The 16,009-nt window shown below is 30.4% G+C and carries 14 protein-coding genes; 3 read left to right on the forward strand and 11 right to left on the reverse strand.

The window, feature by feature from the left end; genetic code table 11:
- Positions 1-52: 52 nt before the first annotated feature.
- Positions 53-1,852, reverse strand: coding sequence for an ABC transporter substrate-binding protein (locus ACWJJ2_RS12500; protein WP_216303393.1), 1,800 nt, complete (start codon positions 1,850-1,852; stop codon positions 53-55).
- A gap of 196 nt (positions 1,853-2,048) precedes the next feature.
- A complete protein-coding gene (locus tag ACWJJ2_RS12505) occupies positions 2,049-2,966 on the reverse strand; it encodes a DUF1861 family protein (protein WP_220286851.1) in 918 nt (305 codons plus the stop codon).
- A gap of 195 nt (positions 2,967-3,161) precedes the next feature.
- On the opposite strand from ACWJJ2_RS12505, the gene ACWJJ2_RS12510 reads away from it, so the two are divergent.
- Positions 3,162-3,275 carry an IS3 family transposase gene (locus ACWJJ2_RS12510; protein ID WP_369811874.1) on the forward strand — a complete coding sequence of 38 codons (114 nt, stop codon included), beginning with the start codon at positions 3,162-3,164 and terminating at the stop codon, positions 3,273-3,275.
- Between the two features lie 25 nt (positions 3,276-3,300).
- Here ACWJJ2_RS12510 and ACWJJ2_RS12515 read toward each other — a convergent pair whose 3' ends face one another.
- The 3 genes from ACWJJ2_RS12515 to ACWJJ2_RS12525 all read right to left on the reverse strand — a co-directional run bounded on the left by ACWJJ2_RS12515 (position 3,301) and on the right by ACWJJ2_RS12525 (position 6,651).
- Positions 3,301-4,485, reverse strand: coding sequence for a glycosyltransferase family 4 protein (locus ACWJJ2_RS12515; protein WP_216304138.1), 1,185 nt, complete (start codon positions 4,483-4,485; stop codon positions 3,301-3,303).
- Between the two features lie 140 nt (positions 4,486-4,625).
- Positions 4,626-5,615, reverse strand: coding sequence for a lysylphosphatidylglycerol synthase transmembrane domain-containing protein (locus ACWJJ2_RS12520; protein ID WP_462953354.1), 990 nt, complete (start codon positions 5,613-5,615; stop codon positions 4,626-4,628).
- 4 nt (positions 5,616-5,619) lie between these two features.
- Positions 5,620-6,651, reverse strand: a complete 1,032-nt coding sequence (locus tag ACWJJ2_RS12525; protein ID WP_216304139.1) for a glycosyltransferase family 4 protein — start codon at positions 6,649-6,651, stop codon at positions 5,620-5,622.
- Between the two features lie 282 nt (positions 6,652-6,933).
- On the opposite strand from ACWJJ2_RS12525, the gene ACWJJ2_RS12530 reads away from it, so the two are divergent.
- Complete coding sequence (locus ACWJJ2_RS12530) at positions 6,934-7,143, forward strand: hypothetical protein (protein WP_165413274.1); 210 nt, start codon at positions 6,934-6,936, stop codon at positions 7,141-7,143.
- Between the two features lie 22 nt (positions 7,144-7,165).
- The gene (locus ACWJJ2_RS12535; RefSeq protein WP_369811875.1) at positions 7,166-7,438 is read left to right on the forward strand and encodes a spore coat protein; all 273 of its coding nucleotides are present in this window, start codon (positions 7,166-7,168) and stop codon (positions 7,436-7,438) included.
- 127 nt (positions 7,439-7,565) lie between these two features.
- Here the strand turns inward: ACWJJ2_RS12535 and ACWJJ2_RS12540 are convergent, their stop codons facing one another.
- The 6 genes from ACWJJ2_RS12540 to ACWJJ2_RS12565 all read right to left on the reverse strand — a co-directional run bounded on the left by ACWJJ2_RS12540 (position 7,566) and on the right by ACWJJ2_RS12565 (position 15,883).
- Positions 7,566-8,408, reverse strand: coding sequence for a CPBP family intramembrane glutamic endopeptidase (locus tag ACWJJ2_RS12540; protein WP_216304140.1), 843 nt, complete (start codon positions 8,406-8,408; stop codon positions 7,566-7,568).
- Between the two features lie 450 nt (positions 8,409-8,858).
- The gene (locus ACWJJ2_RS12545) at positions 8,859-9,488 is read right to left on the reverse strand and encodes a CAP domain-containing protein (RefSeq protein ID WP_216304141.1); all 630 of its coding nucleotides are present in this window, start codon (positions 9,486-9,488) and stop codon (positions 8,859-8,861) included.
- A 286-nt stretch (positions 9,489-9,774) separates the two neighbouring features.
- Positions 9,775-12,495 (reverse strand): penicillin-binding transpeptidase domain-containing protein, encoded by a 2,721-nt coding sequence (locus ACWJJ2_RS12550; RefSeq protein WP_462953355.1) that lies wholly within the window; start codon positions 12,493-12,495, stop codon positions 9,775-9,777.
- A 173-nt stretch (positions 12,496-12,668) separates the two neighbouring features.
- Complete coding sequence (locus ACWJJ2_RS12555) at positions 12,669-12,878, reverse strand: helix-turn-helix transcriptional regulator (protein WP_462953356.1); 210 nt, start codon at positions 12,876-12,878, stop codon at positions 12,669-12,671.
- A gap of 349 nt (positions 12,879-13,227) precedes the next feature.
- The gene (locus ACWJJ2_RS12560; RefSeq protein ID WP_216304144.1) at positions 13,228-14,133 is read right to left on the reverse strand and encodes a CPBP family intramembrane glutamic endopeptidase; all 906 of its coding nucleotides are present in this window, start codon (positions 14,131-14,133) and stop codon (positions 13,228-13,230) included.
- Positions 14,134-14,143: 10 nt separating this feature from the next.
- Positions 14,144-15,883 (reverse strand): ABC transporter ATP-binding protein, encoded by a 1,740-nt coding sequence (locus ACWJJ2_RS12565; protein WP_462953357.1) that lies wholly within the window; start codon positions 15,881-15,883, stop codon positions 14,144-14,146.
- Between the last annotated feature and the right edge of the window lie 126 nt (positions 15,884-16,009).

Below are 16,009 nucleotides of genomic sequence, written 5' to 3' on the forward strand. Positions count from 1 at the left end.
GATCCTCCCTTGAAAAAAGGTGTCCTATAATATGTATAAGACACCTTTAATATTATTTTCCCAAAGTTATAGTCTTTTCTTTTATTAAAGTTGCAAGTAGATTTTCTCCTACACCGGAGTATCTAACATCTTTTATTGTTTCATCATTTCCAAACCCTAAAGTAACATTATCTTTTAGAGTTCTTATCGGGAATCCTTTTTCTAAATAAGGAATAAAATATGCTTGCTCATTAGTTATTTTCATTAATTTCTTAGTTATTTCTTGTACTTCATCACCTTTGGCTGTAAATAGTTTCTTAACTAAATCAGTTACATTTACTTCTTCACCTTCTGACTCAATAATTATATTTCCTTCTTCGTTTGTCTCTAATCCCATTAAGAATGGTCTCGATCTATAAATTGCTTCGTAACTTCCATATGGATGTGCATATAGTACATTTCCAGTTGGGGCAAATTCAATAATTACAGTGTGCTCTTTCTTAGTAAAGTAATCATTAAACGCTGAACCTTCCATTGGCCTAAATTGAACATCTAATCCAAACTCTTTAAGTTTTGTTGCAATTGCTTCACCTGGCAACATAGCTGAACCCCACCCATTGTTACAAGCTAATTCAAATGTTACAACTTCGCCTTTTTCATTTGTCCAAGTACCAGCAGCATTTCTATTCCAACCAATCGATGTTAGTAATTTTTCTGCCTTTTCAGGGTCAAATGAATAATCTGTTAATTCATTTTTCGCAAAATCTTTTACTCCCCAGCTTTCTTGTAATGTAGCTGGAAGACCTGTTAATGTAGTCTCACTTTTTAAACTACCTGGTTCTGTTAATGGCATTATTTCTTCTCTATTAATTAAATAAGCCATAGCTTGTCTAAATTCTTTTTTATTTGCAGGATATTTTTGTGTGTTAAATACAACTGACATTTGACTAAATTCTGAAACATACTGCGCTTTATATGTGTCTAAACCCTTTTTAATTTGTTCTTCTACATCTCTAACAATACCACCACTGTGCATATCTAGCGTTCCATCCACCATAGCTGTTGCCGCTGTTTCCGGTGTAACTACTCTCATAACCCTTAATTGTTTAATATCTAATTCTTCACGGTAATTTTGATTTTGAACTAATAACGCTTCTGAAGTTGTAATATTTTTTGCAGTAAATGGGCCTGATCCAATAGTTTCCTCTACTTTTGGCTTAAATCCTTCTAATTGAATATTTAAGTCTTGTAACTTCTTATTAGACTCTTCTAAATACCAGAAAGTTAGTGTTTCTGGATGATACTTTCTTCCTGTCATTGCTATTTCTTTATATTTTTCTGCCCACTTACCATATACTGATGTAGGTGCATTAATTTTAATATCAAAGGCCATATTTATTATTAATGGACTTTCTGTTTTAAAGTTAAACTTCATAGTTGTATCATCTACAATTTGTATATTTTCTAAAAATTCCCAAACCTGTCTTCTTCCAATATTCATATAGAAAGTAGTCTCAACATCTCTAGTAGTTAATGGTGACCCATCACTCCACTTTAGTCCATCTTTTAATTTAACTGTTAAAACTTTATTTTCAAATGTATAACTTTCCCCTAAATGAGATTTAAATTTTGCTGACGGAAATGGTGCATATACAAATAGGTTATCTTGCATATACGGTTCGATACCGTTTACAAATCCGCCTATAAATGGATTGCCATGTGCAGCTGGAGGCACTATGTAATCACCATTAATAACTAGTGTTCCATCCGGATTATTACTTGAGTTTGCTTTATTGCTTCCACCACACCCTACTAATAATGACGTTCCTAATAAACAACTCATTAAAACTGCAACTACTTTATTTTTTCTCATTTTAAATTTCTCCCTTACTATTTTCTCATTAAATCATCTCCTGGGCAGCTGCAATAGCTTCGCATAAGATGCATTGACTACTTCAGAATGAGACTTATACCCCCACTGAAGTTTTCTATTTGTTAGGGCAAGTATCTCCTACTTATAGTAGATACTCCCACTTATAGAAGTGGGAGACTTGCCTTCTGAAATGCAGTTAAAATTTAAAAGGATCTCTAATTAATATTTTGTGAGCTTCTGCATCACTTACTCCACAGTAAAGTTCCGCTTGTCCGTTTTCTTTTCTTATTAATCCACCACTAAATATTACATCTATTAAATCAGGTCTCTTTGCTGCCCCTTCTTCAAAATTATCTCTTATTGCAATTAACTTCATTTTGCTATATTCTGAAGTTTCATGATTAAATGTAAATACTGATGAATAGTAATGTCTATTTCCCTCATTATCAAACTTAGCTATATGAGATAAAACTCCTATAGTACCATCTTCAAGTAAATGAAGCTCATTTGCTCCACCCCATTCTTCTTCATAAAACATATTATCTAAAAGTTTCGCACTTTCTATGTTTTCTATAGTAAGCTCTTCTAAACTCCTCATAATAAAGTAACCTATAGTACCTCTATTCCCAATTTCACCTTGCGGTCTTGTAAATACTAATATTTTATTATTTGATAACTCGAGTAGTCTTATATCCTTCATTCTGTCTGGTCCAACAGCAAATCTTTCTAATTTTTTTAATGAATTTCCTTTTAAAAATACAGTTCTATAGCATATAGGCATGTCTTCATTTCCTGTTTCGTAAATCTCTACTCCACCTAAAACTAATTCTCCATTTATTTTAGTTACAAATGGATCTTGCAAATCAAAAATCGGGGTTCCCTCAATTACTCTCCACTCATTTTCAATCTCTTTAAAGAACATTATTTTCGAATGTTCGGAATCCCTTGCTTCAACTCTTCCTGCTATAACTACTTCATTATCAATTTCAAATGGTGCTGTTATGTTATATATATCTTTATTGTCATTTAAAACAAATTTTAATTTATTAGCTTTAAATTCAACTTTTTGAAGTTTGAATTCATTTAATAATTCATCACATTTTTTTCTTTTCATATTAGTCTCCCTCCTTTTGTAAACCTTTCAATTGTTATTTTATCAACATTTTACTTTAATTTCAATATACTTTTACTTTAATTTCGGTTTTTTTCAATTTATTCTTACAATTATAATTACTTGAAATAAATTAGAATACAGGCAGTTTATACCAAATGATGTAAAGCGCTACTACCCAAATACTTAGACCTTAACTTGTGTGACAGCATTTTATTATGGGTAAGAAGATATATTCATTGGTATAACTACGAAAATTTTCAGCTGACATTAAAAAGCCACATTCCTATAGAATATAGGAATGTGGCTTAGAATTAATTCTCTTTTGTTAAATTCATTATGTTACTTTTTGATTTTGTAGCATACAATTTTGTTTTTCAACTTCCATATAAACTTTCTCAACGTTTTCTCCAAAGCACTTAGACGATAATGGTTCCATTCTATCATAAGCATTTTTCACCATTAATGCAGATTCCTCTTTGTCCATTAATATTTGGAATAATATTTCAGCTAAATTTTCGTCTTTATAAAAGAATCTTCCATTAATTTTATCGCGAATTATACCATCTAAATTTTTATCGTATTTAGCTACCACAGGAATTTGTGCCGCCATAGCTTCCTCAAATGTTAAGCCTTGCGTTTCAGTTAGTGAGGCACCTACAAACACATCTCCCATCTGATAATACCTGCCAATTTCTTCCCAAGGTTTTTCTCCTGCGAATACTACAGATTTTTCAATGCCCAATGCCTTAGCTAAATCTTCTAGATTTTCACGTTCTGGTCCATCACCTACAATGAGCAATTTACAATTCGGTATTCTCTTAGTTAGTTCTTTCATACTATTTATAATTATATCTATACTTTTTTCTTTTGCTATTCTCCCAATAAATAGTACAACTGGTTGGGTTTCATTTATTCCAAAAGATCTCTTTTCATCTTTGATAGTCTCTTTATTGTAATTACTTCTTTTGAATGGTTCAATGTTAACTCCAGTTGGTATTACATCTATATGCCTTGTTAAGCCATAATTTTCCAATGCATCCTTCACCTTTATTGTAGGAACTATTATAGCACTACAATCTCTACAATATAGCTCACTTACCTTCTTAGCTAATTGCGAAGCAGGCTTAAGCATTATGCCATGAGATATATAATGGATATAATCCTCATACATAGTATGATAGGTGTGAACTACAGGAATATCTAATCTTTTAGCAACTATTCTTCCAAATATTCCTATGCTAAATTCCGTTTGTGTATGTATTATATCTAGGTCTATTTTTTTTATCTTATTCATAATTTTACGTGAATATATCATCCCAACTCTTTGTGAAGGTAAAAGAAAAAATGGTATGCTAGGCAATCTAATGATACCCTCCTGCTCCTCTACATCTGGGTGTGCAACAGTAATAATGGTTACATTATGTCCAAGTCTAATTAATTCATTTTTCAATATAATAGTAGAAGTAACTACCCCACTTACTTGTGGATAATAAGCATCAGTAAAAATTCCAATATTCATAATCAATCCCCTTTAAACACTATAATTTCCTTATAAAATTTTCTTGCTTAATATGCATTAAATCATCTCCTGCGGAGCTGCAACAGCTTCACAGAAGCTGCATTATCGACTTCAGAAGGATATTTATACTCCCAATGAAGCTAATTTTTTACAGTAGCATAAAACCCAAAAATTATACAGGAATAAAATGTAATTATCCTCCATAATAATATAGCAGCCATTATATTATTAGATACGAAAAACAAACTAAAAAACATATAGAAAGCACCCTCTGCTCCACCAATAGCTCCAGGCAATGGTATAAACGCTGTGAGCATAATTACAAACGCGGTTGCAGCTATCATACTGCCTATGCTAGCACCCTTCATTCCAAAACTAAGATAAATAAAATAAGGGATGCTAAAATATATTGTCAGTTGAAATACTGTATAAACAACAGCTTTAAGCATCAATCCCTTGCTATGCTTTACTATCTCCATATTATCATGAAATTGATCTAAATTCTCATTAATACGTATTTCTAGCTTTGATATATTCTTTACCACTCTAAATTTTCCTAATACTTTAGAAAAAGCTATTATTAATTTTCGTGTTAATTTCCGATACTTAGAAAATATAATTAAGCATATAATCACGCTAGCATTAACTGTAAATCCAAACCCTATTAAATAAAATAAATTGCTCATTTTACTTTTGAAAAAAGCTGCTTTCCAAAATATAAGAATTAAAGAATATATAGTCAATATCGTCTGATAGATAATAAATTTAATCATCAGCGCTGAACCAGATTTGCCAGCTCCCAATTTTTGTTTTGTAAGTGAATATAGTTGCATTGGCTGACCCCCAGATGCAAATGGAGTAATTGAATTAAAATATTGCCCTACCATAGTAACTTTAAATGCATGTTTGAATTTATAGTCTTTTTTCATTAAAAGTATAATACTTTGCAAAGTTTTAGCTTCAAAAATCCAATATAGCATCATGGAAATAACTGCTACGAATATCCATTGGATTTGCAAATTTTTCATTTGATGAATTAAATCCATCCAACCGTTTGTGAAAATGATCAACAAAACAAATATAACCCCAGAAGCTATCCCCAAAATAATATTAAATTTATATTTTTTCATTAGATTACCTACCCTTTATTCTATATACCTTTTCGTAAAATTTTTTCCACATAGCAAGTACATTCTCTCTAGAATAAAAACTGTGCCCTCTTATAGCTTTTTCTTTAGCCTGTTTATAATAAGTTGCATCATTTTTTAATTTTTCTATAGCCTTAATGAACCCTTCATTATCATGTTCTTTTAAGTAATAATCAAATAATATGTCCTCATATAGTTCCAAGTCTCTTAGCAGTACTGGAGTGTGAGTATTCATTGCCTCAAGTATTGACATAGGAAAAAGCTCGTTATAAGATGGCATAAAAAGAACATCTGATACATTATATATATCATTCATCAAATCTCTTTCAACTATCCCTGTAAATAAGATATTTTCAGGTGCATTTTCTATTTCATTTTTTAGTTCTTTATATCCGTCCGTAATATTTCCAAAAGAAAACCCACCAGCCCAAATAAATTGTACTTCTGGAAGTTTTTTTGCGATATCAATAAAATCAATAACACCTTTCCTTGTTTGTATTTGGCCTACTCCAAGCACAACAAAGGCATCCTTTGCAATTTTCATTTTTTCCTTTGCTATGTATTTATCCTCAATTGAAAGATTATAAAATTTTTCAGTAGAAACAAAATTAGGAATGTAAGTAATTTTCTTTCTATCAATATTATAGGATTCAAGTTTAGTTATAAAATTAGGATTTACTGTAACTAAATAGTCCATACTATTATAAAAACTTATTATATACTTATAAAAAATCTTTTCAACTAACTTGGGTAATTTAATACTTCCTTCAATAGTCTCAGGCAAAAAATGCACATATCCCACTGTTACCCCTTTTCTTTTAGCAAAAGGTATACTCAAATAATGCTTAAAATCAATACTATGATAATGCATTATTTCGGTTCTTGCTATTTTATTTATTACAACTTTATATTCTTTATCTAATCCGTTTTGGACTAAATTTACTTGTTCTAAATAAGCTGAGCCTACTCCTTGACCTTTGACTTTATCAGCTGTTGACAGCATATTTATAGTAGGCATAATAGTCACTCCCGTCTAATCTAACTTTCTTATTATATATATATTGTACTCCATTATTATTAAATATTGATTAATGTTACCTTAAAATTTTCTTAATTTTTATTAATTTTCAATAAAAATCTATTTATAATAAATTTTTATTTAAACATTTTTGTTATAAATTACCTTTATTCGATAAGTTAATTCTACATTAATATTACATTAATTTACCAGTTATATTTTAATACAAAAAGCAGATAATACTCTTGTTCCGATTTAAATAAAAGACTGGAGGTAATAAATATGATGAATGCTGAAAATAAACAAATTGAAAGCAACAACCTAAAAGTTATTAAAGACCAATTAGGATATGAATCATTACTTAATAAAAAATTTAATGAATATGGTTCACAATGTACAGATCAAAATTTAAAAAATCTTTGCACTGAAGCTAGCCAAACACATAAACAAAACTTTAATACATTAAAAACTTACCTTGATTCTCATCAATAATATATAAATGGAGGGATATTATATGAATACAAGTATGTGCGAAAAAGATTTGATGCATGATTTACTTGCTACAGAAAAACAGGTTATTTCTGCTTATAGTACAGGAATAACTGAATCTTCTTGTACAAATTTGAGGAGTACCCTAATTGACAATTTTAAAAACGATCAAAACATTCAATATATGATATTTGACGCTATGAAACAAAAAGGATGGTATCCTACAAAAGATGCTGCAGATAATGAAGTTCAACAATTAAAAGATGAAGCTAACCAAATGATGAATGAATTAAAATAATTAATTATAATATAATAATTTTTCATTAACTATAAGAAGCCTCTAACAGATTAAGTTGTTAGAGGCTTCTTTATGTATATATATAATTTTCATTTCACCTATTTTTCTTTTTAACAAAAAACAATATCTATATTTCTATAACTTGCTTATATATGCCTGGTTTGTTTTTAATTTTATTATGATTATGTCCACTACAAGCTATAACTAAAAGTATGACCCCTACAGTCAAAAACATCCCATGAATTTCCACAGCATATTTCCCTCCTATTAATGAAAACAGCGGAGAAACCAAAATAGCCAGAATATTATTTACTAAATGCGCAAATATGCTTAAATAAATTGAGCCCGTTCTTAAATATATAACTCCGACAACTAGTCCTAGTAAAAATGCATTTATACCTTTAGGAATGTTCATATGAACTAGAGCAAACAATAATGCAGATGCTACAAGCGCTATAGTTGGATTTATTTTTTTAGTCATTCCTTTCAATAATATTCCTCTAAAAACAATTTCCTCATATATAGGCGCTACGACAATATCACTAAATATTGATATAATTGGCGAACTAGGTAGTTCTTCGAATGATTGTTTTATAAAATTTGGCATCGATATCTTGCTAACCCACAAAGTTACACTGTTATCAAATAGCAGACGGAAGGCTATAATCATGAGGGCTGCATAAGCAAAATCCATCCAATTCAATTGTTGTTTAGGTTTTTGATCATTTGCTTTATTACTAAGCCACTTGAATAAAATGATAATAACATACAATTTAACCAATACCCCAAAAACAAAAATTATATAAGGCACTACTTTTTCAAATCTCCCAGAGAATAAATTTAAAACTTCTACAGGTAATTGCCCTAATCCCTCCAACAAAATTGATAGAAACATGACAAGAAGAGCTTTAATGATTCCCATTTTTTTAATATTTATAGCTCCATTTTCTATGTTTCTTAAAAAATTCATTCGATCACTCTCTCTATTTAAATTAATGTAGTTTTTTTCCTTTATTCTATTTATATATAATCGTCCCTCTTCGGGCTATATTCCCTTATAAACTCCATTAGATGCTTATTGTTTTCATCATATATTCACTATCCTTTCTCATATTATATTTTTAAGTGTAACATAATTTTATAAGATGATATATGAACATAATGGCAACTTTGGTTATGTATAATCAATATTATTATCTAGCTAGAATATTTCATTTAACAAAAAAAATCTGAGTTTCTAAATATTGTTAAAACTCAATATTTAAAAACACAGATCATATTAAATCATCTCCTGCGGAGCTGTAATATTAATGACTTCAGAAGGAAATTTATACTCCCACTGAAGTTTTATTTTTGCTATGGTAGTTAACCCCCACTTATAGAGGTGGGAAACTTTCCTTCTGAAATGTAATTAAATTATTTATTTTCCTATAAATTGTTGAGTCCAATAAATAGTTCCATTTTTATCTCTTGCCGCCCCAACTCCTATTTCAGTAAAATTCTTACTTAAAATATTAGCTTTATGTCCTGGAGAATTCATCCAAGAGCTCATTACTGAAGCCGCTGTTTGCTGACCCATTGCAATGTTTTCACCACCAGATTTATATGTTATGCCGAAGTTTTTCATCATATCAAAAGGTGATCCATAAGTTGGTGATGTATGAGAAAAATAGTTTTTATCTGCCATATCTTGTGACTTATATCTAGCCACTCTGGAAAGTTCCCAATTATCTTTTAATGGAGCTAGTCCTTGTTTTGCTCTTTCTTGATTAACTAGTATTACTACATCTTTCTCCAATTTTTTATCCCCAACTAAGTTTGGTATTTTTATTATTTGGTTAACGTTTATCTGATCAGGCTTAGTTATCTGAGGGTTGACAGCTAAAACCTCTGAAACTCCAACCTCATAATTAACACAAATCTTCCACAAATAATCTCCTGACTTAACTGTGTAATTTATGGTATCCCCTGCTGCGTACGCTACTGAACTTATTCCTGTTGTTACTAAAATTCCTAAAGTTAATATACATAATCTTAATGTTTTTTTCATCTTTCTTACCTCACCTTTCTAATTATAATATACAAAGCGTGATTTTTACTTTGTATACACATTCTATCATCTAAATGAGGTTTATAGTTTTTTTATTGATGGAATTTATGTTGTATTATGTCATATATTCATGTAATTACACTTATTGTGTTAGTTTAACTGTTTTGAATTAAGCTATAAACGGAAAATATAATTAATATTTTGAATAATCCAATTTATTGTTATAGAGTGCTTTTTTAATGCAATACAATTAAAGTTTTCATCTCCTTAGTATTTTCTAAGGTCTCTAATTCATACGTTTTAATTTTATGTCATACGTATTCTTATACTTTGCCATCCGAGGATCATTTTTAAAATAACTCTCGTACATACCTCTAGCGACATTTGCAGCGTCACTACCATAACCACCGTCAAATATAACTACAGATATTGCAATTTCAGGATTTTCAGCCGGTGCATAACCTACATACCAAGCATAATCTCCTCTACCGACTTTATTTTGTATTTCAGGTTTATTAAACTGCGCTGTACCCGTTTTACCACCTGTAGGTATAGGAAATCCAGCAAGTGCTTTAGACGCAGTACCGTCGGTATTACCGCCTGGCCCTGTAACGTTGTTCATGCCCTGCATAACTAGATTTCTTGTTTCTGCACTCATATTGGTTTTATTTAACACCTCAGGTTTTGATTGAGATACTAACTTTCCATTAAAATCTTTTATGTTATCAATCAAGTTAAGTTTATATCTTGTTCCACCATTTGCAAGGGTTGCTATATAATTTACCATCTGAAGCGGCGTGAAATTATCCATACCTTGACCAATAGATGCAATATACATATTGTATGGTAAGCTTAAAGAACCATGCCCTGTCTGTACAGCTTGGTAATATACATCATCTACAATTGCTTGTATATCAGCATCAGTAAACTTCTTATCTTTATTCTTAGGATCGGCAGCAATTAATTGCTTAAATAAAACCTCGTAGTTACTCTTTGAAAAAGTTCCATTCTTTACAGAGTCTTTTATTTTATTTTTAATTTCAGTTTTTATTTCTGAAAGTTTTTTCCCCTTATAAACAATAAGAACATCCCCCTCTCTATCGTACAAATCTAATGGGGAGAATTTTGTTCCTATACCAGAAACTCCATTAGTTAAATCATCCTCAATAGTCAAAAGATATTGCGATGCTGATAGATTTTTCTGGGATACTGTATTATATACTTGCCCAAAATTTTCGTTTATTTCTATCCCAGTACTAGGTTTCACTACTTTAGGGTCAGCTCCTAGTCCAAACATCCATGCATATTTAGCTAAAATGTCATCTCCAGATTTTGACCTTAATAAATCACCTACATTCATAAAAAATGGGTTACTTGATTTTTCTAATGCACGTACTACGTTTACAATACCAAGTGCTCCATCTGTTGCGAAAGGATTCCAATTTACACCCCCAACTTTATTATCACCACCCATATCATACCCACCTTTATCATCATATGTGGAATTAGCATCTATAACTCCTTCTTCAAGACCTGCAATTGCAGTCATTGGCTTAAAAATAGAACCAGAAGGAATTAACGACATAGTTGCATAATTATACAAATACTTTGGATAGTAATCAAATTTGTCCTTTCTAATTGTGGTATTTCCCTTTATACTTTTGTCTATTGGGAACATATAATCAATTAAACTTTGTGGTTTTCCCTGAGCTTTTGCCATGGCTTCATAATCCTGACTAAAATATTTTTTTGATTGAGCTTCAGTTAATCCTTGCGCCGTAGAGAAATCATTTGGATTAAAACCCGGTAAGCTAACAAGTGCTAATATGTCACCAGTGTGAATATCTTCTACAACAGCTCCGCCTCTTGTAGCGTTTGATACATTTAAGCCATTTACCATTCCTAGTCCTCTTAATCTCTTCATTTCACTATTTAAAGCGCTTTCTGTGGCATATTGCAAATTTGCATCTATTGTAAGCTGAACATTGTTTCCAGGAGTTGCCTTCTTACTAGTGATTTCACTTTTTACCTTACCCTGATTCGCATCTGGTATCTTTTCTCCTCCGTTAACTCCTTTGAGACTGCTCTCCATTACAGCTTCAATTCCAGAGTATCCCACATAATCTGTGCTTGTATCATAACCCTTTGCTGAATATTTTTCCTTATCAGCAGGGCTTATTTTGCTTATATATCCTAAAACCGATGAAGCGAGCTGTCCATAGGGATATTGTCTCATAGGCATATTTTCTACTTTAATTCCAGGTAAATCTGAGAGACTTTGCTCGAATATAAATGACGTATCCTTCTTTATATTAGTTGCTATGTTAATTGATTTGTATGAAGAAAAAAAGTTCATTTTTATATCATCTTTTACAATTAAATATTTTCTTATTAAATCTGGTGTTTCCTGTATATGTAAACTTGAAACTCCTTTTATTACACCGTATTCCTTTAGCAGTTCATTATATACTTCCTCTGGGGTTAATTTCAAAAGTTCATTATTAAGTTTTGTAGTTTCAGAAGAATTTAAATCTTCCTCTTTTTTATTTTCAAATTTTGATTTCAATATATTACCTTGAATCCCTCTATCTTTTAAAAATCTTAACTGTAAGGTATGTATTGCCTTAGGATCACTTGAACTAAATTCAAATCTGTATGGTTCAATTTTTAAAGGAAAACTATCTGTCTGAACTTCTTCATTTTCGTCCAAAATTGCAAATATTTTTTGTAAAGTTGTAAATATCTGAGTACTAGCATTAGCTGTGTCTGTATATGTAAGGTTATATCCTAGCGTTTCATTTGCAAGGCTTATCCCATTTTTATCTGTTATGAGTCCTCTTGGGGCCTCTACAGTTATGACCTTTTGAGCACTGGCATTTGCTGTATTCTTGTAATATTGTCCATTTAATACTTGTAAATAATATAACTTTGCAATTATTATTGAAAATATAGCTAACATAATTACAAATAGGACATTATGTCTATTAATTTTTTTTCTTTTTTTCATTTCATCACCATTTTAAACTTTCATTTTATTTTTATAAATATAATATAATATATAATTCAATATATTTTCACTATAGTTAAATCTATAAATATAGTTTAAAGGAATGTAGCCTTATTAGTGCTTTGTTGTGTTTTTTTCATGATTAACAAACTCTTTTACTATAGCTCATTACCCTACTCAAAGTAAAATAAATCTTCAAATTTTTTATCTAATGCAATACAAAATATCAACGCTAACTTTGCAGTTGGATTAAATTGACCTGTTTCTATTGAGCTAATTGTTTGTCTGGAAACGCCAACCATTTCCGCTAAATCTCCTTGAGACAGATTGTTTTCTGCTCTAGCTACTTTAAGTTTATTTTTTAATATTAATTCTTCTTTCATAAAGTCACATCCTTAAATTGTTATCAAAATATAGTATACTACCATTTAGTTTTTGGGACAAGTTATATTGTCATTTATATAATATAACTTGTCACTAATATAGCAATACTTGCCCTATTAACTATGTTTATTTCAGAAAAAGATAAAAAAAATTACTGTGGTACCCTCCATAGTTTTTTGGAGGGTATATTATATACTTTGTCTCATAAAAAAATAGCAACATTTTTAAAAAAATGTTGTTATTTTATTTAATAAGTAAATATAACTGTTCAATTGGCCCACCTAATAAAGAGAAAATAGTTATTGTATTGTGTTAATTACAAACATAAATTATTTTTTGGTATTATTTCTATAAACTCCTCGCAGATTCCAATTTTCTATGTAGTGGAATAAAATATACAATTATAATTCCTATACAAAGAACTATGGTTGCTGCCATACCGGCTTCAGGACCAAATACTCCACCAGTGAACAATTCTGCACCAGTTAACTTTAAATTCATCAAGCTACCTGTTGCTACTTTTAGTCCACTTACCTCAAACCCAAAAATATTTCCCTGAGTCCAGTTCCACGCAGCATGAAGTCCACAAGCCCCCCACAGATCATTAGTTTTTATAACATATACGCCAAAAAACAAACCTACTAAAACAATATTTATTATAGCTAAAACACTTACATTTGGATTTCCAAGGTGCATAAATCCGAAAAACGTAGAGGAAACAATCAAACCTACAGCTACATTGTATCTTGCACCTAAAACATTCATAAACCATCCTCTTGAAAGAATCTCCTCTGCAGCACTTTGTATCATCCACCCTGGTATAACAATTAGCACACCACTTAAAGCTGCTACACCTGAAAGACCTACTGGATTACTATTTACTACAGTATGCCCGCTAACACTAAGCAATAAAACTACTATTGAAAACATTAAAATTCCTATGCCAAAACCTATTAAATACTTTCTTATAAATCCTTCTTTTTTTAATCCCATGCTTGAAATACTTCTTTTTTCTCTAAACTTTACTCTAGCAAATACTAATAATGTTATAAATATAAAACCACAAATAAGTTGATTTAGTAATAAAACGGAAGGATCATTGCCAATAATTTTCTTTGTAAAATGAGCCAATATTTCACCTATTCCTTGCCCTCCAATTAGAAAAAGCAATACCCAAAATAAACATAAAATAATATTAGGAAGTACCTTCGCTTGTTTTGCTTCTCTAAATAAACCAGTTTTATTCGAAAACATATTATCACTCCTACTCTATTTGCTTAAACTGCATATTGTAAAGATAAGAATATAATCCTTCTTGCTTTATAAGTTCGTCATGCGTTCCTCTTTGGTTTACTCCTTCATCAGTAAGTACAATTATTTCATCCGCATTTTTTATTGTACTTAATCTATGAGCAATAACGAGCGTCGTCCTGTTTTTTGTAAGGTCTTCCAATGATTTTTGAATATATTGTTCATTTTCATTATCAAGAGCTGATGTAGCTTCATCAAGTATTAAAATTGCTGGATTCTTTAAAAATACTCTTGCTATAGATATCCTTTGCTTTTGACCACCAGAAAGTCTTACTCCTCTTTCTCCAGTATAAGTATCATACCCATGTTCAAGACTCATAATGAACTCATGAATATTTGCCTTTTGAGCCGCCTCAATTATTTCCTTTTCCGATGCTCCCGGTCTGCCATATGATATATTTTCTTTAATGCTTCCCGAAAACAAATAAACATCCTGCTGGACTATCCCAATAGATTTTCTAAGTGATTTAAGTTTTATATCTTTTATATCGATGCCATCTATTGTTATTGAACCATGGTTTACCTCATAAAATCTTGGTATAAGACTGCAAAAGGTTGTTTTACCACCACCCGATGGACCAACAAGTGCAATATTCTTACCTGATTGTATTTTTATATTTATATTACTTAATACTTTATGCATATTATTATAACTAAATGATACATTATTAAAAGATATCTCTCCTTTTGGATTAACCAATTCAACTGCATCTTCTTTATCGATTATGTCTGGCTTTGTATTTATGACTTCAACAAATCTTTCAAATCCCGAAAGCCCTCTTTGAAACTGCTCCGTGAAATTTACAAGCTTATCAATAGGATTTAAAAATGTATTTATATAAAGTATGTAAATTACAAGATCAGATACTTTTAATGAGCCATCACTTATAAATATACCCCCTACAAGTATAGCGCTAAGATAAAGTAATCCTTGAAAAAAGCTGTTACCACTATGGAATTTGCCCATTATAAAATAACTTTCCTCTTTTGTCTTTAAAAATTCGTTATTACCTTTAGCAAATTTAGTATTTTCTATATTCTCATTAGCAAATGATTTCACCACGCGAATACCTGCTAAACTGTCTTGAATTTGGGCATTTACGCTTGCTATCTTTTCCCTGTTTTCCGAAAAAACATTTCGCATTTTCTGATTATAGAAATATGAAAAATATAACATTGCCAGTGTAAATAAAAGAAGTATAAGTGTTATTCTTGAATTTATATTTGCGAGTATAACAAAAGACCCAACTATTTTTAGTATGGATATGAATACATCCTCAGGCCCATGATGTGCAAGTTCTGATATATCAAAAAGGTCTGTAACTATTCTCGACATGAGCTTTCCGGTATTCGCTTCATCGTAATAAGAAAAAGATTGTTTTTGAAGATTGTTAAAAATGTCTTTTCTCATATCCGCTTCCATTTTTGCTCCCATTATATGTCCCCATGAGGTTATGAAATACTGACAAAAATACCTTGCAATATACATAAGTAATAGTGCTATCCCCACATATAAAACATATTTAAATATCTTATTTCCATCATTTAATACATAAACATCATTTAGCAAATATCTAACTATTAAGGGAAACACCAAATCAATTACAGATAAAATTAATGCACAAAACATATCTGCAAAGAACAGCCCCTTGTATGGTCTATAGTAACTTTTAAATTTTTTAAAAATATTCATTATTATTGTAACTCCTTTTCCTTAAAGTTTGTTTATTATTATATCACTAAACTCATTGAGAATGATTATTTATTTCATTCTCAATGACCCTTCTTAAAATGATTCTTTATATTACTATATTATTTA

The organism is Clostridium sp. CM039 (assembly GCF_055081075.1).